General features: G+C 68.1%; 22 protein-coding genes. 12 read left to right on the plus strand and 10 right to left on the minus strand.

The features are described from left to right. The first annotated feature begins 43 nt into the window (after positions 1-43). Positions 44-1,219 carry an ABC transporter substrate-binding protein gene (locus DES45_RS03375; RefSeq protein WP_114768534.1) on the plus strand — a complete coding sequence of 392 codons (1,176 nt, stop codon included), beginning with the start codon at positions 44-46 and terminating at the stop codon, positions 1,217-1,219. A 134-nt stretch (positions 1,220-1,353) separates the two neighbouring features. After that, positions 1,354-2,481, plus strand: coding sequence for a 5-methyltetrahydropteroyltriglutamate--homocysteine S-methyltransferase (locus DES45_RS03380; protein WP_114768535.1), 1,128 nt, complete (start codon positions 1,354-1,356; stop codon positions 2,479-2,481). A gap of 69 nt (positions 2,482-2,550) precedes the next feature. Here DES45_RS03380 and DES45_RS03385 read toward each other — a convergent pair whose 3' ends face one another. After that, entirely contained in the window at positions 2,551-2,772 is a 222-nt protein-coding gene (locus tag DES45_RS03385) for a dodecin (RefSeq protein WP_114768536.1), read from the minus strand. Positions 2,773-2,825: 53 nt separating this feature from the next. Continuing rightward, positions 2,826-3,542 carry a winged helix-turn-helix transcriptional regulator gene (locus tag DES45_RS03390; protein ID WP_114768537.1) on the minus strand — a complete coding sequence of 239 codons (717 nt, stop codon included), beginning with the start codon at positions 3,540-3,542 and terminating at the stop codon, positions 2,826-2,828. Positions 3,543-3,599: 57 nt separating this feature from the next. Between DES45_RS03390 and DES45_RS03395 the strand changes: the two genes are divergently transcribed. Together DES45_RS03395 and DES45_RS03400 are read left to right on the plus strand one after the other, a co-directional pair. Further along, a complete protein-coding gene (locus DES45_RS03395) occupies positions 3,600-4,031 on the plus strand; it encodes a VOC family protein (protein ID WP_114768538.1) in 432 nt (143 codons plus the stop codon). Positions 4,032-4,062: 31 nt separating this feature from the next. Further along, positions 4,063-4,542, plus strand: a complete 480-nt coding sequence (locus DES45_RS03400) for an SRPBCC family protein (RefSeq protein WP_114768539.1) — start codon at positions 4,063-4,065, stop codon at positions 4,540-4,542. A 91-nt stretch (positions 4,543-4,633) separates the two neighbouring features. On the opposite strand, the gene DES45_RS25985 is transcribed toward DES45_RS03400, so the two are convergent. After that, positions 4,634-5,152 carry a cold-shock protein gene (locus DES45_RS25985; protein WP_342633498.1) on the minus strand — a complete coding sequence of 173 codons (519 nt, stop codon included), beginning with the start codon at positions 5,150-5,152 and terminating at the stop codon, positions 4,634-4,636. A 397-nt stretch (positions 5,153-5,549) separates the two neighbouring features. Between DES45_RS25985 and DES45_RS03410 the strand changes: the two genes are divergently transcribed. Together DES45_RS03410 and DES45_RS03415 are read left to right on the plus strand one after the other, a co-directional pair. Next, the gene (locus DES45_RS03410; protein WP_114768541.1) at positions 5,550-5,804 is read left to right on the plus strand and encodes a hypothetical protein; all 255 of its coding nucleotides are present in this window, start codon (positions 5,550-5,552) and stop codon (positions 5,802-5,804) included. Between the two features lie 83 nt (positions 5,805-5,887). Beyond that, the gene (locus DES45_RS03415) at positions 5,888-6,550 is read left to right on the plus strand and encodes a DUF6766 family protein (protein ID WP_114768542.1); all 663 of its coding nucleotides are present in this window, start codon (positions 5,888-5,890) and stop codon (positions 6,548-6,550) included. 19 nt (positions 6,551-6,569) lie between these two features. Here the strand turns inward: DES45_RS03415 and DES45_RS03420 are convergent, their stop codons facing one another. Further along, positions 6,570-7,382: a Crp/Fnr family transcriptional regulator gene (locus tag DES45_RS03420; RefSeq protein ID WP_114768543.1), complete on the minus strand. Its 813-nt coding sequence runs from the start codon at positions 7,380-7,382 to the stop codon at positions 6,570-6,572. A 200-nt stretch (positions 7,383-7,582) separates the two neighbouring features. On the opposite strand from DES45_RS03420, the gene DES45_RS03425 reads away from it, so the two are divergent. After that, positions 7,583-9,211 carry a histidine kinase famiy protein gene (locus tag DES45_RS03425; protein ID WP_114768544.1) on the plus strand — a complete coding sequence of 543 codons (1,629 nt, stop codon included), beginning with the start codon at positions 7,583-7,585 and terminating at the stop codon, positions 9,209-9,211. Between the two features lie 8 nt (positions 9,212-9,219). Here the strand turns inward: DES45_RS03425 and DES45_RS03430 are convergent, their stop codons facing one another. Then, positions 9,220-9,618, minus strand: a complete 399-nt coding sequence (locus DES45_RS03430) for a DUF983 domain-containing protein (protein ID WP_114768545.1) — start codon at positions 9,616-9,618, stop codon at positions 9,220-9,222. Between the two features lie 125 nt (positions 9,619-9,743). Here DES45_RS03430 and DES45_RS03435 point away from each other — a divergent pair, with 125 nt between their 5' ends. Next, on the plus strand, positions 9,744-11,123 hold the full coding sequence (locus DES45_RS03435) for an aminotransferase-like domain-containing protein (protein WP_114768546.1): 1,380 nt from the start codon (positions 9,744-9,746) through the stop codon (positions 11,121-11,123). A 34-nt stretch (positions 11,124-11,157) separates the two neighbouring features. Here the strand turns inward: DES45_RS03435 and DES45_RS03440 are convergent, their stop codons facing one another. Then, positions 11,158-12,042, minus strand: coding sequence for a LysR substrate-binding domain-containing protein (locus DES45_RS03440; protein WP_114768547.1), 885 nt, complete (start codon positions 12,040-12,042; stop codon positions 11,158-11,160). A gap of 70 nt (positions 12,043-12,112) precedes the next feature. Between DES45_RS03440 and DES45_RS03445 the strand changes: the two genes are divergently transcribed. The 4 genes from DES45_RS03445 (at position 12,113) to DES45_RS03460 (ending at position 14,753) form a co-directional block, all read left to right on the plus strand. Continuing rightward, positions 12,113-12,325, plus strand: a complete 213-nt coding sequence (locus DES45_RS03445; protein ID WP_210210175.1) for a hypothetical protein — start codon at positions 12,113-12,115, stop codon at positions 12,323-12,325. An 84-nt stretch (positions 12,326-12,409) separates the two neighbouring features. Then, positions 12,410-13,231, plus strand: coding sequence for an alpha/beta fold hydrolase (locus DES45_RS03450; protein ID WP_114768548.1), 822 nt, complete (start codon positions 12,410-12,412; stop codon positions 13,229-13,231). Positions 13,232-13,256: 25 nt separating this feature from the next. Next, positions 13,257-14,165 carry a DMT family transporter gene (locus DES45_RS03455; protein WP_114768549.1) on the plus strand — a complete coding sequence of 303 codons (909 nt, stop codon included), beginning with the start codon at positions 13,257-13,259 and terminating at the stop codon, positions 14,163-14,165. A gap of 306 nt (positions 14,166-14,471) precedes the next feature. Then, on the plus strand, positions 14,472-14,753 hold the full coding sequence (locus tag DES45_RS03460; protein ID WP_114768550.1) for a hypothetical protein: 282 nt from the start codon (positions 14,472-14,474) through the stop codon (positions 14,751-14,753). A gap of 120 nt (positions 14,754-14,873) precedes the next feature. Here the strand turns inward: DES45_RS03460 and gyrB are convergent, their stop codons facing one another. From gyrB to recF, 4 genes are all read right to left on the minus strand, one after another. Next, positions 14,874-17,300 (minus strand): DNA topoisomerase (ATP-hydrolyzing) subunit B, encoded by a 2,427-nt coding sequence (gyrB, locus tag DES45_RS03465; RefSeq protein ID WP_114768551.1) that lies wholly within the window; start codon positions 17,298-17,300, stop codon positions 14,874-14,876. A 163-nt stretch (positions 17,301-17,463) separates the two neighbouring features. After that, the gene (locus DES45_RS03470; protein WP_114768552.1) at positions 17,464-18,078 is read right to left on the minus strand and encodes a LysE family translocator; all 615 of its coding nucleotides are present in this window, start codon (positions 18,076-18,078) and stop codon (positions 17,464-17,466) included. 5 nt (positions 18,079-18,083) lie between these two features. After that, the gene (locus DES45_RS03475) at positions 18,084-18,854 is read right to left on the minus strand and encodes a CPBP family glutamic-type intramembrane protease (RefSeq protein ID WP_114768553.1); all 771 of its coding nucleotides are present in this window, start codon (positions 18,852-18,854) and stop codon (positions 18,084-18,086) included. Beyond that, positions 18,851-20,011 (minus strand): DNA replication/repair protein RecF, encoded by a 1,161-nt coding sequence (gene recF / locus DES45_RS03480; RefSeq protein WP_114768554.1) that lies wholly within the window; start codon positions 20,009-20,011, stop codon positions 18,851-18,853. The genes DES45_RS03475 and recF overlap by 4 nt, the downstream gene beginning before the upstream one ends. Positions 20,012-20,088: the final 77 nt, after the last annotated feature.

Consider the following 20,088-nt stretch of genomic DNA (forward strand, 5'->3'; position numbering starts at 1 on the left):
GCTGGAGAGCCCGGGCCGAGGGAACATCCACAGGAGGAGACGCATGAAACGACGGACGGTTCTAAAGGCGGGCGCAGCCGCGCTGGCGCTTTCGCTCAGCGCAGGCTTCGCATGGGCACAGGAGACGGTGAAGATCGGCCTGATCCTGCCGATGACGGGGCCTTTCGCCTCGACGGGGCGGCAGATCGAGGCGGCCGCGAAGCTGTACATGCAGCAGAACGGCGACACGGTGGCGGGCAAGAAGATCCAGCTCATCGTCAAGGACGATACCGGCGTCGCCGACGTCACCAAGCGCCTCGCCCAGGAATTGATCGTCCAGGAGAAGGCCGCGGTCCTCGCCGGGTTCGGCCTCACGCCGCTGGCCCTCGCCACGGCGCCTCTGGCGACGCAGGCCAAGGTGCCGGAGGTCGTGATGGCGGCCGCCACCTCGATCATCACCGAGCAGTCGCCCTTCGTCGTGCGCACCAGCTTCACGGCCGCGCAGGCCACCGTCCCGCTCGCCGAATGGGCTTCGAAGGAGGGCCTCAAGAAGGTCGTGACCCTCGTGTCCGATTACGGCCCGGGCATCGACGTGGAAAAGGCGTTCTCGGAGACCTTCACCAAGGCGGGCGGGCAGGTGGAGAACCTGCGGGTGCCGTTGGCGAACCCCGACTTCTCGCCCTTCCTGCAGAAGGTGGCCGACGCCAAGCCCGATGCGCTTCTCGCCTTCGTGCCGTCCGGCGTCGGCGCGCAGTTCATGAAGCAGTTCGTCGAGCGCGGCCTCGACAAGAGCGGCATCCGGTTCTTGGCGGAGGGCAGCGTCACGGACGACGACCTGCTCAACAACATCGGAGACGTGGCGCTCGGCGCCGTGACCTCGCATCATTATTCCGCGTCGCACGACAGCCCGGAGAACAAGGCGTTCGTGGAGGCGTTCAAGAAGGCCAACGGCGGCATGCGGCCGAACTTCATGGCGGTGGGCGGCTATGACGGCATGCACCTGATCTACGAAGGGCTGAAGAAGACCAACGGGGCCGGCGGCCAGGCGCTGATCGACGCCATGAAGGGCCTGAGCTGGACCAGCCCGCGCGGCCCGGTCTCGATCGACCCGCAGACCCGCGACATCGTGCAGAACATCTACGTGCGCAAGGTCGAGCGGGTGAACGGCGAGCTCTACAACGTCGAGTTCGCCACCATCCCGAACGTCAAGGACCCGGTCAAGGCCGCTAAGGCCAACTGATCTGACGACCAGGAGGCGCCGTCCGAGCGGACGGCGCCTCCTCGCGTCTTCCGGCGGCACGGAGCGGCGAAGAAATCCTTGCTTCGCCTGCCGCCGCAGGCATGATCCCCCAACTCTGAAGGAGACAATCTCTCATGCAACGCACCACACCTCCGTTCCGGGCCGACATGGTCGGCAGCCTGCTGCGCACGCGGCCCCTCAAGGAAGCGCGCGAGAAGCATCATCGCGGCGAGATCTCGGACGAGGCCCTCAAGGCGGTCGAGGACCAGGAGATCCGCGCGCTGATCAAGCGCCAGGAGGAGATCGGCCTCAAGGCCGTGACGGACGGTGAGTTCCGCCGCGCCTACTGGCATTTCGACTTCCTGGAACACCTCGACGGCGTCACCTCGATCGAGGCCGATTCCGGCATGAACTTCAAGGGCGGCGTCGGCATCGCTAAGGCGCTGCGCGTCACCGGCAAGGTCGGCTTCAGCGACCACCCGATGATCGACCACTTCCGGTTCGTGAAGGAGAACACGAGCCGCGTCGCCAAGATGACGATTCCGGGCCCGAGCATGCTGCACTATCGCGGCGGCCGGAAGATGATGAACATGGGCGTCTATCCAGACATGGACAATTTCTATGCGGATGTGGGCGCGGCCTACAACAAGGCGGTGCACGCCTTCTACGACGCCGGCTGCCGGTATCTCCAGCTCGACGACATCTCGTTCGCGTATCTTTGCGATCCCGCCCAGCGCGAAATGCTGCGCGAGCGCGGCGACGACCCCGAGAAGCAGCCCGACATCTATGCCGGCATGGTGCGCGAGGCCCTGAAGGACAAGCCGTCCGACCTCGCGGTCACGATGCATCTGTGCCGCGGCAACTTCCGCTCGACCTTCATCGCGTCCGGCGGCTACGAGCCGGTGGCCGAGATCCTGTTCAACGCCATGCCGATCGACGGCTATTTCATGGAATGGGACACGGACCGCGCCGGCGGCTTCGAGCCCCTGCGCTTCCTGCCCAAGGGCAAGCAGGTCGTGCTCGGCCTCGTCACCTCCAAGACCGGCACGCTCGAGAAGAAGGACGACATCAAGCGCCGCATCGAGGAGGCGACGAAGTACGTCGACCTCGAGCAGCTCTGCCTGTCGCCGCAATGCGGCTTCGCGTCGACCGAGGAGGGCAACACCCTCGCCGAGGACGAGCAGTGGGCGAAGCTGCGCATGATCATCGAGATCGCCGAGGAGGTGTGGGGCAAGGCCCCGGCTCCCGCAAAGGCCGCCTGATCGGCCCGACCGATTCCGACACGAAGGGCTCCGCAGGGCGGAGCCCTTTTTCGTTTGGCACCCCGGTGCTCAGATCGGATATTCGCCTTCCAGCGTGAAGCCGACCTTCAGGACGACCTGATAGTGCTTCACCTGACCGTTCTCCACATGGCCGCGGGTCTGCACGACCTCGAACCAGCGCAGGGAGCGCAGGGTCTGATCCGCGCGCTTCACGGCGTTCTGGATCGCATCCTCGATGCTGGTGGGGGACGACCCGACGAGCTCGACGATCTTGTAGGTATGTTCCGACATCGCACGCTCCTGCTGTGTTGCCTTTCAAGAGCTAGAGCGTGGCGCCGGCCCTGCTAGGGTTGGGGCGACGAGGCCGGGTGCGCGGCCTTCGGCGGGAGCGGGAACAGGGTCGTGAAGCGCTCGGCCAGGGCGCGGTCGCCCTCGATGCGCAGCGCTCCGTCGGCTTCCAGCGCCGCGAGGGGGACGCCGCCATAGAGCGCAGCCGCCACGATGGGGGCCGTCCCGGCGAAGACCACGTCGGCGCCGTCGAGCGGCGCGCGTGCGATCGCGATGGCCCCGTCCGCAAGATGCGCCATCAGGGTCTCCTCGCCGAGGCGGAAACCGATCCGTGCGTCGAGCCCATCCGCCTTGCCGGCGTCGAGCATCGTGCGCATGGAGAGCATCAGCGACACGTTGCTGAAGGGCAGGGATGGGTCGTGGGCAGGCGAGCGCGCCGCCCAGCGCCCGAGGGCCTGGAAGATCGGCTCGCTCTCGTAGCCCCATTCCGTCAGCTCGTAGACCTGGGTGGCCGCGGGGGGCAACAGGCGCCGGCGTACGAGGATGCCGGCGGCCTCCAGCCCCTCCAGCCGCTGAGTGAGCACGTTGGCGCTGATGCTCGGCAGGCTCGCCCGCAGGTCGCTGAAGCGCCGCGGCCCAAGCATGAGCTCGCGCATGACGAGGAGCGCCCAGCGCTCGCCCACGAGGTCGAGCGCGTGCGCCGTTGCGCAGGCATCGTCGTAGTGGCGCCTCTGAGCCGTTTCGGAAGTCTTAGTTATTTTTTCTAACTTCATAGTTGCTTTTTATAACTAAATGCGGAATCGTTGTCAAACCAACCTGGAGGAAACCCCATGTCCAAGCTGATCTTCGTCAACCTTCCCGTCGCCGACCTGGACCGCGCCGTCGCGTTCTACGAGGCTGTCGGCGCCGTGAAGAACGAGCAGTTCACCGACCACACCGCCGCCTGCATGGTCTTCTCCGAGACCATCCACGTGATGCTGCTCACCCATGACAAGTTCCGGCAGTTCACTCCGAAGCCGATCGCGGACTCCAAGGCCGCGACGGAGGTCCTGATCTGTATGTCGGAAGAAAGCCGCGAGGCGGTCGACGCCACGCTCGCGAAGGCAGGAGCCGCCGGCGGGCGGATCGATCCCGGCCCGAAGCAGGATTACGGCTTCATGTATGGCCGCAGCTTCGAGGATCCCGACGGCCATATCTTCGAGGTGATGTGGATGGACGTTGCGGCCGCCACGCAGGCCGCAGGCGAGATGGCGACGGCCTGATCCTGATTTCGGAAACAAGGGGACGAATACCATGACCAGCCAGCCCGCCGCCCTCCACGAGCTCATGATCACCCGCCGAATCGCGGCCTCTCCCGAAACCGTCTACCGCGTCTGGACCGAGCGTCTCGGCGAATGGTGGGCGCCGCGCCCCTACACCACGCCCATGGTCGAACTCGACCTCAGGCCGGGCGGCCGGGGCCTCATCGTAATGCGCTCGCCCGACGGGACGGACATGCCGACCGAGGGCGTTTTTCTCGAGATCGAGCCGAACCGGAAGATCGTCTTCACCAACGCGTTCGCGACCGGGTGGATTCCGCAGGACCCGTTCATGGTCGTGATCGTCACCTTCGAGCCGGAGGGCGCGGCCACCCGCTACACCGCCCGCGTCCGGCACTGGGACGAGGCGACCCTGAGGCGCCACGAGGCCATGGGCTTCCATGAAGGCTGGAGTATCGTCGCGGGCCAGCTCGCCGATCTGGCCGAAGGCCTGCCGGCCGCCACGGCCGCCTGAGGCCGGTCCGGAAGCTGCGTCCAAACGAAAAAAGGGCGGGTCCCGCCGAGGACCCGCCCTTTCCTTAATCCCTAGTGGCGCGAGGAGCCGGTCAGGCCAGCTCGATCGCTCCCGCCTCGCGGCCCTTGCGGCCATCGACGATGGCGACGCGCACCGTCTGGCCCTGATCGAGCCGGCTGATGCCGGCGCGCTCCAGGACGGAGACGTGGACGAAGAGGTCCTTCGGCTCGCCGTCGACGGCGATGAAGCCGAAGCCCTTGGTCTCGTTGTACCACTTCACGGTGCCGAGGGTGTCCGGCACCGCGTCGATCGGCCGCGACTGGCCGGGACCGCTGGAGCGCGGCGGGCGGCTGCCGAACGGGGCTCCTCCTCCGCCTTCCGGACGCGGGCGCCGGCCGCGCTCGGGCTCGGCCGTGCTGGTGTCGACGCTCACGATCTCGTTGACCTGGGCGCCCTTCTGGCCCGGTCCGACCTGAACCACCAGCGTCGCGCCGGAGGGCAGGGTGGTGTGGCCCGAGGCCTCGACCTGCCTGATGTGCAGGAACGCCTCGCCGGAGCCGTCGGTCAGCTCGACGAAGCCGAACCCCTTCTCCGGGTTGAACCATTTCACGCGGGCCTCGGCCTCGCGGTCCGATCCCGACCGAGGTGCCTGTGGGCGCGGTGCGCGATCGTATGACGGTTGCGGTGGAGCGTAGTCGCCCCACGGATCCGCGGGCTGACCGCCAAATTGGCGTTGGCGATTGCGGTGCTCGTTACCCCGGCCCATCCGTATGCCTTCTAAAGTCTCTCGTGTGTTCGAGCCATAGGCGTAGCGCGCCCGCAGCCCAAGGGCAAGAAGGTTACGAGCTTTGATCGACAGATGTCATGTCGAATCTGCAAAGAAGATCGATTTTTTCGAACCCGGGCCCCGCATCCTCGGCCTCTCGGCCGGATCTTAGGCACGAATTCCCGGCTGGGCCGTTGTCGAACACCAGCAGCCGGAAGGCCGGCGCGACGAAGGAGGCACGATGCCGCGCGAGATCACCGACGCCGACGGAATCACATGGTCCTGCATCCAGGCCTTCGCCGGGCTGGGCGACGACCCGGAAAAGGCGGACGCCGCCCGCGTGGAAGGCTCGCCGGACGAGGTCCATGTCGTCTGCACCCCGAGCGGCGGCGCGAAGTCCGTCCGCCTGGAGCTGCCCTCGGATTGGGAAAGCCGCCTGTCCGACGACGAACTGCTGGACGCCATCCGCTCCCAGGCTCCCGAGGAGGCGCGTTAGGCGGCCGCCGATCGGCCGGGAAACCGAAAAGCACAGCTTCGCGTTGTCCAATCGTGACAGTAGCAGCGTATGAGGTCGGGCGTATGCGTCGGTTCCTGCGAGACAACGGGCTTTCCGTGGCGTTGTTTTTCCTCTTCGCGGTGTCCCTGGTGGGCCAGGCGGTTACCGGATGGAGGGCTCATCTCGAGGAGCTGTCGCTCCATGGCCTGCCGAAGATCGGCTTTCTAGCCTACCTGACCAGCGGCCATTTCATCTCGGCGGTGTTCGAGAACTGGGAGAGCGAGTTCCTCCAGATGGCGGTCTATGTCCTTCTGACGGTCTTCCTCGTCCAGAAGGGCTCGGCCGAATCCAAGAAGCCCGACGAACCCAATCCCGAGGAGGAGGCGCCCGAAAGGCATCGCGGCGATCCCGACGCGCCCTGGCCGGTCCATCGCGGCGGCCTGCTCCTGAAGCTCTATTCGCATTCGCTCAGCATCGCCCTGGTGGGGCTGTTCCTGATGTCGTTCTGGCTGCATCTGGCCGGCAGCACGCGCCGGATGAACGAGGAGGCGCTTCAGCACCATCGGCCCACGCAGACCATAGCCGAAACGCTGCTGGAGCCCGGTTTCTGGTACGAGAGCTTCCAGAACTGGCAGAGCGAGTTCCTGTCGATCGCGGTGCTGATCGTGCTCGGCGTCTTCCTGCGCGAGCGCGGGTCTCCGGAATCGAAGCCGGTCGCCGCTTCCCACGCCGCGACCGGGCATTGACCGCGTCAGGAGCGCCCGGTCACTCCCGCATGCGCGAGCCCGGGCGCCGGCCGTCGGACTGAGCCTTCTGGGCGGAGCTCTCCTCGGGACTCGGATAGACGCCCGCGAGCACCTGGTCGAAATGGCGGCGCAGCGCGTCGTTGCAGCCGCAGGACAGGGAGCCGAGCTCGTCGAAGTTCTTCACGCGGACGCCCCCGCGTCGGGTTTCGAGCACATCCCGGCTCTTCAAGGACTGGATCACCCGGCTCACATAGGAGCGGCCGACGCCCATCATGCCGGCGAGCTGTTCCTGGGTCAGGGGAATGTCGTGATCGCCCGTGCGGTCGATGGCGGCCATGAGCCATTTGACCGTCCGCTGCTCGATGCTGTGGGCGGCATTGCAGGCCACCGACTGGAAGACCTGCGCCAGCACGCAATCCGCATAGCGGGCGAACAGGTGCCGCAGGCTCGGCGACGACGCCTTGGCGCGCTCCAGGTCGGCCGCCTGGATCCGCAGGAACGGACCGGGGAACTGCACCACGGCGCGCGCATAGGCCGGAAGCCGGCCCTGGCTCACGATTCCTCCGACGGCGCCCTCGCGGCCGATCAGGGCCGTCTCGACCGCACGTCCGTCGTCGAGCACCACGATGAAGGAGACGAGGCTCGGCCCGCAAGGGAAGTAGGCGCATTGCACGTTGTCGCCGGGCTCGTAGAGCACCGTCCCGGCATCGGCTTGCCAATCCTGGAGGAGCGGCTCGAGCAGGGCGAGGTCCTCGGGCTTCAAGGCGCGCAGGAGGTTGTTCCCGAAGCCGTTGCCGGCCGTACTCGCCTGTTCGCTCGCTGCGATCTTCATGTGTCCTCCCCGATTCGTGTCTCGTGTCCGGGTGGAACGCAGAAGTCCTGCTTGTGTTCACTAGTGGACAGACAGTTCAGCGCGATCTGTCTACAAGGCGACACAACGCCGGCTTTCGCACTCCTTCATCAGGGGCGAGTGGCGGCGTTCATGTTTCGCCCCGACGCCGCCGGCGCCCGGCACACCCCATGGATTGACGTTTGACCGAGGATTTCAACGCTCCCCTGCCGCCCGCTCCTCGGATCGACCGGGATGCGAACGCCTCCGGACTGCAGCCGCACAACAACGACATCTTCTTCGCGGCCGTCGAGACGACTCGGATGCCGATGATCGTGACCGATCCGCACCAGCCCGACAATCCGATCGTCTTCGCCAACAACGCGTTCCTGCGCATGACCGGCTATCGCGCGGACGAGATCCTCGGCTTGAACTGCCGCTTCCTCCAGGGGCCCGACACGGATCGGGGCGCCGTCGACGAGGTCCGCAGCGCCATCGCGGCCGAGCGCGAGATCGCCACCGAAATCCTCAACTACAAAAAGGACGGCTCGACCTTCTGGAACGCGCTCTTCATCTCGCCCGTGTACAACAAGGAAGGGCAGCTGGTTTACTTCTTCGCCTCGCAGCTCGACGTGAGCCGGCGGCGCGACGCGGAGGACGCCCTGCGCCAAGCGCACAAGATGGAGGCGCTGGGCCAGCTCACCGGCGGCATCGCGCACGACTTCAACAACCTGCTTCAGATCATGGTCGGGTATCTCGACCTCATGGAGAACGGCCTCGCCAAGCCCGATCTCGACCGCCACCGCCTGGAGCGCGGCGCCCGCAACATCCGCTCCGCCGTCGACCGCGCCACGACCCTGACGCAGCAGCTTCTCGCCTTCGCGCGCAAGCAGAAGCTCGATGGACGCGTCGTCAACATGAACGAACTGCTGCAGAACATCGCCGCGCTGGCGGAGCGCGCCGTCGGCGGCGACACGGAGATCGCATGGTCCTTCGCGGCGGATCTCTGGAACTGCCGCGTCGACGTGAACCAGGCGGAACTGGCGATCCTCAACATCGTGTCCAACGCGCGCGATGCGGTGCAGGCGGCTTCCACCAAGGCGGTCGCGATCGGCACCCGCAACGTGACGGTCGGCGAGGAGGAACTGTCGGCCTACGAGAATCTCGTGCCGGGCAATTACGTCTGCGTGGAGGTGACCGATTCGGGCAGCGGCATCCCGGCCGAGATGCTCACGCGGGTGATGGACCCGTTCTTCACCACCAAGGACGAGGGCAAGGGCACGGGGCTCGGCCTCTCGATGGTCTACGGCTTCGCCAAGCAGTCCGGCGGCGCGGTGCGGATCTACTCCGAGGACGGCCACGGCACCACCGTGCGGCTTTATTTTCCCGCCGTCGACGAGGCGGCCGGGCGGGAGCCGCAGGTCGCGCGCCAGCCCAACGTTCGGAAGGGCACGGAGACCATCCTGGTGGTCGACGACAGGGACGATGTGGCCGAGCTCGCGGCGTCGATCCTGGAGGATTTCGGCTACAAGGTGCTGCAGGCCCATTCGGGACGCGAGGCCCTGTCGATCCTCGACCGCGGCGAGCCGGTCGACATGCTCTTCTCCGACCTGATCATGCCCGGCGGGATGAACGGCGTCGTCCTCGCCCGCGAGGCTCGTCGCCGGCAGCCCCGGCTCAAGGTGCTTCTCACCACCGGCTATGCGGAGGCCTCCCTCGAGCGGACGGATGCGGGCGGACGCGAGTTCGAGGTCATCGCCAAGCCTTATGGCCGGCTCGACCTCGCCCGCAAGGTCCGCTTCGTGCTCGAAGGGCCGACCGGCGTCGGGTAGCCCCGGCCTCACCGCATGGCCGTGACCGGGGCGTCCTTCGCTTGGGCGGAAGTATCGAAGCGGACCTCTTCGGCCTTGTTCACGTACTGGCTCGCGACCAGCATGCCCTTGGCGAAGCGGATCGGCGGGATGCAGGTCAGCAGCATGAACGGTCCCGATGTGAGCAGGTGAACCCAGACGGACGGCTCCCACATGATCTCCACCCAGACGCCGAACCCGGCGGCCGGGATACCCATGATGATCATGATGAAGAAGGCCGGGCCGTCCGCCGGATCCGCGAAGGAATAGTCGAGGCCGCAGACCTCGCAGCGCGGAGCCAGGGTCAGGAACCCGTTGAAGAGGCGGCCCTTGCCGCATTCGGGGCAGCGGCACTTGAGGCCGTACTTGAGCACGGAAGCTTTGGTCATCGTCGGTCCTGGGATGCCGCGAGAGCTGGCATCGGTCATTTGTATGGCTTGAAGATCCATACAATATATGGTAGTCGTGACGGACAATATCCATACAATCTTCGGGCCGAAGGGTCAAAGAATACGTGCTGTCCTGGTTGCCGCAGATCGAAGACGCAGGTGGGCCGAAATACCTCGCCATCGCCGAGGCGTTGCGGGCCGACATCCGGTCGGGCCGCCTCGAGGCCGGAGCCCGTCTGCCGCCGCAGCGGCTGCTGGCGCGGGCGCTCGGGGTCGATCTCACCACGGTGACGCGCGCCTTCAACGAGGCGCGCCGTCTCGGCCTGATCGACGCCACGACGGGCCGGGGCAGTTTCGTGCGCGCCACGGCGAAGGATCCCACGGCCTCGGCCGGGTCACCCGTCATCGATCTCAGCATGAACATGCCGCCCCAGCCGGAGGAGGCCGATCTGCGGGAGCGGATCCAGGACGGAATCGCGCGGGTGCTCGCCTCGCCCCACGGCATGCTGCATCTCTCCTACCAGGAGAGCGCGGGCGCCCGGCCCGACCGGGCCGCCGCCTGCCTCTGGCTCGAAGGGCGCCTCGGGCCGGTTCCGGTCGAGCGGACGGTCGTCACCGGCGGTGCCCAGACGGCGCTTTACGCCATCATGCGGGTGCTGGCCCGGCCGGGCGACGTCGTCTGCGTTCCGACCGTCACCTATCCGGGCCTGCGGGCGATCGCAGAGCGGCTCGACATCCGCCTCGTCCCGTCACCGATGGACCACGAGGGCTTCGATCCCGATGCCCTGGCGGAGACCTGCGCCCGCGAGAAGCCGAAGGCGATCTACTGCGTGCCGACCATCCACAACCCCACCACCGCGACCATGTCGCGCCCGCGGCGCGAGGCCGTCGCCGAGGTGGCCCGCCGGCACGGGGTTCCGATCATCGAGGACGACGCCTACGGCGTCCTGCCCCGGCAGGCGCCGGTGCCGCTCGCCGCGCTCGCTCCCGACATCGCCTGGCACATTGCCACCCTGTCGAAATGCGCAACGCCGGCCCTGCGCACGGCCTATGTGGTCGCGCCCGCCATGGCCGACACCCTGCGGCTCGTGGCCGAGATCCGCGCCATGGCCCTGATGATGCCGCCGCTCATGGCGGCGCTCGCCTCCCTGTGGATCCACGACGGCACCCTGGACATCGTCACGGCGGCGATCCGGCGGGAGAGCGCGGCCCGACAGACGATCGCGCAGCGGATCCTCGGAGGGCTCCCGTTCCAGGCCCATCCGGAGGGGCATCACCTCTGGCTCGCCCTGCCGGAGCGCTGGCGTCAGGCCGACGTGACCGTCCATGCCCGGCGGTCCGGCCTCGCCCTGGTGCCGAGCGAGGCCTTCGCGGTCGGCACAGCTCCCGATGCGATCCGCGTGTCCCTGGGGGCGGCCCGGAGCCGGGCCGAGCTGGAGCAGGGCCTGAGCCTGCTCGCGACCGTCCTGTCCCACGGCCCCGGCGCCCTGTCGTCGATCGTCTGAGGATGTCCGTGGCCGTTCCGCCGAACGCCGCTTCTCACCGGCCGACGGAGAGTTCCGCCTTCAGCCAGTCCCGGAAGGCCGCGACGGTGCGCGTTGCGGGTGCGGAGCGGGAGGTCACGAACCAGTAGGCGATCCCGGTGGCGTAGCGGTCCGGAAACGGCGCCGCGAGACGCCCCAAGGCGATCGCGTCGCAGGCGAGTGTCTCCCAGCCGAGGAAGACCCCCTGGCCGGCGATCGCCGCGTCCAGGCACAGGGAAGCATCGGAGAAGACCGGCCCGTCGCCGAGGATCGCCTCGCCCAGTCCGTTCGGGCCGAGCCATGCGTCCCAGCCAAACATCGGCGTCGGCTCGCGGATGATCGGCACCCGGGCAAGGTCGCGAGGGTGCCGCAACCGCTCGGCCATCGCCGGGCTGCATACCGGGAAGACGAGCTGGTCGAGCAGCCTTTCGGCCCTGACGTTCGGCCAATTGCCCCGCCCGACCCGGATGCACACGTCCACGTCCGAGGCGTTCGGGTCCACCAGCGAGACGTCCGCGTCGATGCGGATGCGGATGTCGGGGTGCCGCTCCCGGAAGTGCTGCAGGCGCCACACGAGCCACTTGCTGGCGAAGACCGGAGCGACCGACACGGTCAGCACGCCTTCCCGCCGCCTTTCGGCCAACGCGAGCCCGGCGGAGATCTCCGCGAAGCCCGCCCCGAGATAGCCCAGGACCTCCTGGCCGAACGGCGTCGGCCGCAATCCCTTCGGGTGGCGCTCGAAGAGGGGGTGCCCGAACTGCTCCTCGGCCTTGAGCACCTGCTGGCTCACCGCCCCGATCGTGACGCCGAGCTCCTCGGCCGCGGCCCGCAGGCTTCCCAGGCGCCCGGCCGCCTCGAGGGCGCGCAGGCCGTTCAGGTGGAAGCGGTTGAGGTTGCGCATATAGCTTTCCTACAGTCTGCGGCAGAAAAACGCCATTTATTCCGGGAGGAGATCGAGAGAGCCTGCAACCATGACGAACCTGTTCACATGGCTCCGGCGGCTGAAGGATTCCTGGCAGACCGACGGGGACGACGCGGCCTGCCGGGAGCGCGCGAGGGACCCGCTCTCTCATCCGGCCCTGCAGCGGATGACGCTCGAGGAACTCGCCGACCTGCCGTTCGACCGGGGGTGCCCCGCGGCTGCCCCCGCTCCTGGCCTCGACGGGTCGCTCGACACGCCATAGCGCTCGCGGCGACCAGCCTGGGCAAATCCGCCGCTTCTGCGAAGCGTCGCCGCGTGATAGGTCCCTCCGGACCGAGCCACGCACATGATCTCCATGCCCGATACGCCACCCATCGCCGTCCAGGAACAGGAACGCCGGATCCGGATCGAGGAGGGCCGCCTCTTCGCCAAGACCTGGACGCCGCAGGCTGCTGAGACAGCGCGTCTCGCGCCGATCCTGCTGTTTCACGATTCCCTCGGCTGCGTGGAGTTGTGGCGCAGCTTTCCCAGGCATCTGGCGCAAGCCACGGGCCGGCGCGTCGTCGCCTACGACCGCCTCGGCTTCGGCCGCTCCGATCCCCATCCGGGGCGACCGGGCTTCGATTTCGTCGCCAGGGAGGCGCAGCATGTCGTTCCGCGCCTGTGCGAGGACCTTGCCGTGCAGGACTTCGTCGCCTGCGGTCATAGCGTCGGCGGCGGCATGGCGGTCGAGACAGCGGCCCGCTTCCCGACCCGGTGCCGGGCGCTTGTGACGATTGCGGCCCAGGCCTTCGTGGAGGACAGGACCCTCGAAGGAATCCGCGTCGCGCAGCGCGACTTCCAGGATCCCGCCAATCTGGCGCGGGTGGAGAAATACCACGGCGACAAGGCCCGGTGGGCGTTGGATGCCTGGATCGGGACCTGGCTCCGTCCGGACTTCGCGGACTGGACCCTGGATGGGGCCCTGGCGGCGGTCCGCTGCCCGGTGCTCGCCATTCACGGGGAGCGGGACGAGTACGGATCGCGCGCGCATCCCGAACGCATCGCCGCCGGACGGGGAACCGCGCACATCCTTTCCGGGATCGGGCACGTTCCGCACCGCGAGCAGGAGGCTCTGCTGGTCGACGTGATCGACCGGTTCCTCGCGACCGCCGACCCGCTCCGCTGACAACCGGCCCCGCGAGACATTTCCCTTGGCTTTCTTCGCTCTCGGCACATCCTTCTGCATCGCGCTCGCAACCTTGATCTCCGCCGAGGTCGTGAAGTCCGTGGGCGGTCCTATGGCGCTGTCGCGCTGGCGCATGCTCATCGGCTTCCTGATGCTGGCCGTCCTCGCCACGGTGGTCGGCAACTGGGGCAGCCTCTCGGCGGACCACGTGCCGCTGATCGTGCTCTCGAGCCTCGTGGCCATCGTGATTGCCGACCCGGCCTTGAACGCCGGCATCGCGCTGATCGGCGCGCGCCGGACCGGCCTGATCTTCTCGCTGAGCGCACCTTTCGCGGCGGCGCTGGGATTTCTGGTCCTCGGCGAGACCCTGAGACCGAGCCAGCTGATCGGCTGCGCCCTGGTCGCAGGCGGGATCGCGTTCGCGGTCGGCTTCGGCCGTAGGCCCCCGGCCGATCAGGATGCGGCGCGCAACAGCTCCGTCCATGCGGAGGTCCGCCTGTCGGCCGCGGGCGTCCTGCTGGCCGTGCTCGCCGCCTTCGGCCAGGCCGTCGGCATCCTGTCGATGCGGCCGGTGATGCTCGACAATCCCGATCCGTTCGCCGTGATGGCGGCGCGTGCGCTCGTGGCCGTGGTCGTCCTGTGGGCGTACCATTTCGCCTTCCCGGGAACATGGAAGAACGGCATCGCGATTCCGGAGCGGCGGGTCCTGGCCCGTGTCTCGCTCGGCGTCTTCATCGGATACGTGGCCGGCATGTCGATGCTCATGGTGGCCCTGACCGGCACCAGCGTGGCGGTCGCGTCGACGCTCTCCTCGATGGCGCCGGTCGCCATCCTGCCGATGCTCTGGCTCCGCACGGGGACGAGGCTCGCCTGGCAGGCTTGGTGCGGTGCGTTCGTGACGGTCGTCGGCACCGCCGTGCTGTTCTGGCGCTAGAAATCGGAGCAGGCTTCGTCCGGCTCCATTGCTTGACCAATGGTCGTGCGGGTCGGTTCAGGTGCGGAACCGCACATGCCGGTCCATGTGGGCCCTCCGCAGGGGCGATCTCCACCATCTGGTGGAAGATCGTTCGCCGCCCGGCTGCAATCATCGTCCTCGTCCAGCATTGATGGGGTTCGAAAAGGAGCCCCCAAGCGGCGGATGCGGCAAGGGACTGCCTGGGCCTGACGGCCATCGAGAACCTCCCAGTGATGACCGCTGTCAGCAGCTGTCCGCCGCCAATGCGCTTCATGGAGAAACGCCATGCGCCTGTTTACCCACACGATCGCTGCCGCAGCCATGATGGTGATCAGCCAGGGCCCCACCCTCGCCGACTGCCGCTCCTCTGATCTTGCCATTCCGTTCGGCGCCGTCAGCAACGATGCCGAGAAGGACACGTTCGGGTTCGCCTGCACCGGAGTCGAGGTGGATCGAACCGGCTCCACGACCATGCGGGCTCCGATGCACGTGATGCAGGTCGGGCCCAGCACCGGCGACGCGGAGAAGGACAGCTGGGGGTATGTCCAGGCCACCGACGCCCCATAGGGCAGGCATTGCGAAGCGGATCAGGACGGTGAATCGCCGCCCACGAAAAAGGCGCCGGAGTCATCTGCCTCCGGCGCCTCCGATGGGGTGACGCGTCACGTCCCGTTTTTCTGATCGGCCTTATACGTCCAGGTTCGCCACGCTCAGGGCGTTCTCCTGGATGAACTCGCGGCGCGGCTCCACCACGTCGCCCATGAGCTTCACGAAGAGGTCGTCGGCGTCGGTGGTGTCCTTCACCTTCACCTGCAGCAGCGAGCGCACGTCGCGGTCGAGGGTGGTCTCCCAGAGCTGCTGGGCGGTCATCTCGCCGAGGCCTTTGTAGCGCTGGAGCTGGAGGCCCTTGCGGCCGCTCGCCAGCACGGCCGAGAACAGGGTGACCGGGCCGTCGATCGGCGTCTCGTCGTTCTTGCGCGCCAGCACGGCGGGCTTGGCGTAGACGTCCTGCAGCGTCGCGGCGCGCTCGTCGAGCTTCTTGGCCTCCTGGCTGGCGATGAGGGCCTGGTCCAGGATTGCGGTCTGCGTCACGCCGCGCACCGTGCGGGAGAAGGCGTAGCCGCCCTCGCGCACCTCGCCGGTCCAGCCGCGCTCAAGTTCGTCCGAGATCGCGTCGAGCCGCTGGGCGATGTAGGCCGCAGCGGCCGGGCCGCGCTCAGGATCCTCGACCACGTCCGGGCGCAGGGCGCCGGCGATCGCCGCCTGCTCCACGACCGAGCGGTCGTAGCGGGTGTGCAGGCTCGACAGGACCTGGCGGACGAGGCGCGCCTCGTCGATCAGGCCCTTCAGCTGGTCGCCGTGGAACTCCAGGCCGGTCTCGAGGCGCAGGGATGCGTTCTCGATGCCGGCATCGATGAGGAAGTCCTCCAGCGCGCGCTCGTCCTTCAGGTAGATCGAGGATTTGCCGCGGGTCGCCTTGTAGAGCGGCGGCTGCGCGATGTAGAGGTGCCCGCGCTCGATCAGCTCCGGCATCTGCCGGAAGAAGAAGGTCAGCAGCAGGGTGCGGATGTGCGAGCCGTCCACGTCCGCGTCCGTCATGATGATGATGCGGTGGTAGCGCAGCTTGTCGAGGTTGAACTCCTCGCGGCCGATGCCCGTGCCGAGCGCGGTGATCAGCGTGCCGATCTCCTGGCTCGAGAGCATCTTGTCGAAGCGCGCCCGCTCCACGTTGAGGATCTTTCCGCGCAGCGGCAGCACGGCCTGGAAGGAGCGGTCGCGGCCCTGCTTGGCCGAGCCGCCGGCCGAGTCGCCCTCGACGAGCAGCAATTCGCATTTCGACGGATCGCGCTCCTGGCAGTCGGCGAGCTTGCCGGGAAGCGACGCGATGTCGAGCGCGCCCTTGCGGCGGGTGAGCTCGCGGGCCTTGCGGGCGGCCTCGCGGGCGGCGGCCGCTTCCACGACCTTGCCGACCAGCGTTCGGGCCTCCTGCGGATGCTCCTCGAGCCAGTTGTTGAGGGCCTCGTTGACCACGTTCTCGACGGCGGGGCGCACCTCGGACGAGACGAGCTTGTCCTTCGTCTGCGACGAGAACTTGGGATCGGGCACCTTCACGGACACGACGGCGGTCAGGCCCTCGCGGCAATCGTCGCCGGTGAGCGAGACCTTCTCCTTCTTGGTGAGGCCGGAGGATTCCGCGTAGCCGTTCACCTGACGGGTCAAGGCTGCACGAAAGCCCGCGAGATGCGTGCCGCCATCCCGCTGCGGGATGTTGTTGGTGAAGCAGAGCACATTCTCGTGGTAGGAGTCGTTCCACCACAGGGCGACCTCGACGCCGATGCCGTCCCGCTCGGAGCGGATCATGACCGGCTGCTGGATCAGCGGGGTCTTGGCGCGGTCGAGATAGCGCACGAAGGCCTCGACGCCGCCCTCGTACATCAGCTCCTCGCGCTTGTGCTCCGCATGGCGCTTGTCGGTGAGGACGATGCGCACGCCCGAGTTCAGGAAGGCGAGTTCGCGCAGGCGGTGCTCTAGGGTGGGGTAGTCGAACTCCACCATGGTGAAGGTTTCAGGCGACGGCGTGAAGGTCACCTCGGTGCCGCGCTTGCCGGGCGCATCGCCGACGATCGCGAGCGGCGCCACGGCATCGCCATGGCGGAACTCCATGAAGTGTTCCTTGCCGTTGCGGTAGATACGCAGCTTGAGCGAGGTGGACAGGGCGTTCACCACGGACACGCCCACGCCGTGCAGGCCGCCCGAGACCTTGTAGGAGTTCTGGTCGAACTTACCGCCCGCGTGCAGCTGGGTCATGATGACCTCGGCGGCCGAGACGCCTTCGCCCTGGTGGATGTCGGTCGGGATGCCGCGGCCGTTGTCGGTGACCGTCACCGAGCCGTCCGCGTTGAGCGTGACGGTGACCTCGGTGGCGTGGCCGGCGAGCGCCTCGTCGATGGCGTTGTCCACCACCTCGTAGACCATGTGGTGCAGGCCCGAGCCGTCATCGGTATCGCCGATGTACATGCCGGGCCGCTTGCGCACCGCATCGAGGCCCTTGAGGACCTTGATCGATTCCGCGCCGTAGGCGTCGGCATTCACGTTGATTGCGGGTTCGGCCATCTGGGATCCTTGAAGGCGCGGCAGGACAAGGGAGGATGCGCGCCGGGGTGTTTGATTCGTCAGATCAGTTATTTAGTGACTCGGGATTGAAATTTCACCCCCACGCGCATACGCGCGCGTGGGAAAGCGGGGAAAAAACGCCCGAAAACGGCAGTTTTTTGGCTCAGCGGGAGGCTATCGCTGCGGCAGCCCCGGCCATGACCGTGCCGGTGGTCCGGTTGAGGATCCGGATGGCCTTCGGGCTGGTGAAGAGCCGCCTTGCCCGGGCCGCCAGCCCAATATAGGCGGCGAAGACCACCGCCAGCACCGTCAGGGTCGCGCCGACGAGTTCCGCATAGCCCAGCAGGGTGATCCGGGTCAGGTCCACGATGGTGGGCAGGAGCGCCAGGTAGAACACCATGACCTTGGGATTGCCCATGGTCACGGCCAGGCCTCCCAGGAAGACCTTGGCGGGATGTTCGGCCTTTCGGTCGGCTACCACCTCCTGGGGCGCGGCCGGGGCCGTCCAGAGCTTGTAGGCGATGTAGAGCAGGTAGGCGGCACCGACCCATTTCACCACCAGGAACACCCCGTGGAAGGCCTGGGCGAGGGCCGCGAGGCCCGCAATCGCGAAGGTGAGCCAGATCACGTCCCCGATGGCGAGGCCCGCCCCGAAGGCGGCCGCTCCCTGCGTGCCGCGCCCCAGCACCCGCGCCACGATGGCGGCGATGCCCGGCCCCGGGGAGGCGGCCGCGATGAAGAGGGCGGTGGCGAAGACCAGAAGGCCGGTGATGTCCATGATGTCTAAAGACCGAGAGCGGAAAGGAGCGGTGTCGCGGTCCAGAATACCGCATGGGTGGCCATGTGCGCCAGCATGGCGTGCTCCAGGCTGCGCGAGGCGTAGAGCCAGCCGTAGACGAGCCCGAGCCCCGCGTTCAAGGCAAGGGTCCGCAGGACCAGGAGCGTGTCGGGCTGTCCCAGGCTCAGGAGTGCCGGCAGGTGCCCGGCCGCGAAGGCGAGGGCCGCCAGGGCGATGGCGGTCCAGACGAGCCAGAGGGGGCGGCGGCCGCGCAGGGCGCGCATCCCGAGCCAGACTAGGAGGGTCATGAGCCCGAAGCGGATCATCAGCTCCTCGGTGATGCCGCCGTAGAGCAGGGCCGTGGCCCGACCCGCGAGGGACACGTCGTCGAGGCGCGGGATGCTGGCGAAGGAGCCGGGCGAGAGGGTGCGCAGGATGAGATCCGCCGCCGCAGCGATCGTGCCCGCGCCGATGGCCAGGAGGAGGCCGGAGAGCCACCCGCCCGCGGCTTCGGGCGCCGCCTTTCCGCGGCAGCGCCGGAGCAGGATGGACACGAGGCCCGCCCGCTCCGCGAGCGCGACCCCGATGGCGACGGCGGCCAGGAGAAGGATCGCGGGCTGAATGAGCAGGATTGCGGTGAGCGCCGCGTCCGACACCGGCGGAGCATCGGGCAGATAGCGGATCTGCTCGATGGCGGCGTCGAGGGTCGGGACCAGGGCCAGGACCCCCAGGAGGCCGAGGACGCTCAAGGCCAGGAAGGGACGCAAGGAACTCATGCGGCTTCCATCGGGTCGATGCGGCCGGGGGAGACCTGCAGCACGTCGGCCCGGCCTTCAAGCTCCGCGAAGAGGCCGGGATCCGCGCCCGTCATCCAGACCTGCCCGCCCAGCGCCTCCAGGGCCTCGAACAGGCCGGCGCGGCGGCGGGGGTCGAGATGAGCCGCCACCTCGTCGAGGAGCACGAAGGGCGCGATGCCGCTCATGTTGCCCACGAGCCTGGCATGGGCCAGGACCAGGCCGATGAGAAGGGCCTTCTGCTCGCCCGTGGAGGCCATGCCGGCCGGAATGTCCTTCGGCCCGTGGCGCACGAGGAGGTCCGTGGCCTGCGGCCCCACGAGGGTGCGCCCGGCGGCCCGGTCGCGAGGGCGCTGGTCGCGCAGGATCGCCCGGTAGCGGTCCTCGGCGTCGACCGCCGGCAGGGTGGCCACGAGGGCGTCGATCTCGCCCTCCAGGCCGATCGTGGCGAACGGGAAGGGGGAGGATTCCTCCCGGGTCTCCTGGATCATGGCCGCAAGGCGTCCCACGGTCTCCTGGCGGGCCGCCGCTACCGCGATGGCGAGTTCCGCCACCTCCCGCTCCAGGGCGTCGAGCCAGAGGCGATCGTCGGGGTTTTCCTCCAGCACCCGGTTGCGGGAGCGCAAAGCCCGCTCGAGGGCGTTGACGCGGGTGCCGTGCTCGGCATCGACCGCGAGCACGAGCCGGTCGAGGAAGCGGCGGCGGTCGCCGGCCGGTCCCCGGAAGAGGGCGTCGAGATCGGGCGTGAGCCAGACGATGCGCAGGAACTCCGCGAAGGCGGACGGGGAGGAGGCCGGCATGCCGTCGATCCGGCAGATGCGGGCCGCGCGGGCAGCCTCTCCCTGGAGTTCGAGTCCCGTCCCCAGCCGGTGCTCGCCGTAGGGAGCATCGAGGGCGACCGAGACCGCGAAGGACCCGGACCCGCCCTGGCGCGCCATGTCGGCGAGCTCCGCCCGCCGAAGGCCCCGGCCGGGCATGAACAGGGAGATGGCTTCGAGCACGTTGGTCTTGCCGGCCCCGTTCTCGCCCACGAGGGCCACGAGCGGCCGCGAGACGGCGAGGTCCAGTCCCGCATAGGTGCGGAAATCCTGGAGGATCAGGCGGGTGATTCGGGACTGGCCGAGGGGAGCGGAGGACATATGAAATCTCGGCCCCTTCTTTCCGGGAGGCGGGCCGAAAGATCAAGCGGATTGGTGTCGCCCTCCGACATTCCGGG

It is taken from the genome of Microvirga subterranea (assembly GCF_003350535.1).
In the GTDB taxonomy this organism is placed as follows: domain Bacteria; phylum Pseudomonadota; class Alphaproteobacteria; order Rhizobiales; family Beijerinckiaceae; genus Microvirga; species Microvirga subterranea.

What these genes read in the sequence shown, in the direction of transcription:
- gyrB (WP_114768551.1), bottom strand. Translation starts at nt 17,300, where the DNA reads ATGGCCGAACCCGCAATCAACGTGAATGCCGACGCCTACGGCGCGGAA.
- DES45_RS03380 (WP_114768535.1), top strand. Translation starts at nt 1,354, where the DNA reads ATGCAACGCACCACACCTCCGTTCCGGGCCGACATGGTCGGCAGCCTG.
- DES45_RS03475 (WP_114768553.1), bottom strand. Translation starts at nt 18,854, where the DNA reads ATGAGTTCCTTGCGTCCCTTCCTGGCCTTGAGCGTCCTCGGCCTCCTG.
- DES45_RS03470 (WP_114768552.1), bottom strand. Translation starts at nt 18,078, where the DNA reads ATGGACATCACCGGCCTTCTGGTCTTCGCCACCGCCCTCTTCATCGCG.
- DES45_RS03410 (WP_114768541.1), top strand. Translation starts at nt 5,550, where the DNA reads ATGCCGCGCGAGATCACCGACGCCGACGGAATCACATGGTCCTGCATC.
- DES45_RS03415 (WP_114768542.1), top strand. Translation starts at nt 5,888, where the DNA reads ATGCGTCGGTTCCTGCGAGACAACGGGCTTTCCGTGGCGTTGTTTTTC.
- DES45_RS03390 (WP_114768537.1), bottom strand. Translation starts at nt 3,542, where the DNA reads ATGAAGTTAGAAAAAATAACTAAGACTTCCGAAACGGCTCAGAGGCGC.
- recF (WP_114768554.1), bottom strand. Translation starts at nt 20,011, where the DNA reads ATGTCCTCCGCTCCCCTCGGCCAGTCCCGAATCACCCGCCTGATCCTC.
- DES45_RS03450 (WP_114768548.1), top strand. Translation starts at nt 12,410, where the DNA reads ATGATCTCCATGCCCGATACGCCACCCATCGCCGTCCAGGAACAGGAA.
- DES45_RS03420 (WP_114768543.1), bottom strand. Translation starts at nt 7,382, where the DNA reads ATGAAGATCGCAGCGAGCGAACAGGCGAGTACGGCCGGCAACGGCTTC.
- DES45_RS03385 (WP_114768536.1), bottom strand. Translation starts at nt 2,772, where the DNA reads ATGTCGGAACATACCTACAAGATCGTCGAGCTCGTCGGGTCGTCCCCC.
- DES45_RS03430 (WP_114768545.1), bottom strand. Translation starts at nt 9,618, where the DNA reads ATGACCAAAGCTTCCGTGCTCAAGTACGGCCTCAAGTGCCGCTGCCCC.
- DES45_RS03460 (WP_114768550.1), top strand. Translation starts at nt 14,472, where the DNA reads ATGCGCCTGTTTACCCACACGATCGCTGCCGCAGCCATGATGGTGATC.
- DES45_RS03440 (WP_114768547.1), bottom strand. Translation starts at nt 12,042, where the DNA reads ATGCGCAACCTCAACCGCTTCCACCTGAACGGCCTGCGCGCCCTCGAG.
- DES45_RS03395 (WP_114768538.1), top strand. Translation starts at nt 3,600, where the DNA reads ATGTCCAAGCTGATCTTCGTCAACCTTCCCGTCGCCGACCTGGACCGC.
- DES45_RS03375 (WP_114768534.1), top strand. Translation starts at nt 44, where the DNA reads ATGAAACGACGGACGGTTCTAAAGGCGGGCGCAGCCGCGCTGGCGCTT.
- DES45_RS03445 (WP_210210175.1), top strand. Translation starts at nt 12,113, where the DNA reads ATGACGAACCTGTTCACATGGCTCCGGCGGCTGAAGGATTCCTGGCAG.
- DES45_RS03400 (WP_114768539.1), top strand. Translation starts at nt 4,063, where the DNA reads ATGACCAGCCAGCCCGCCGCCCTCCACGAGCTCATGATCACCCGCCGA.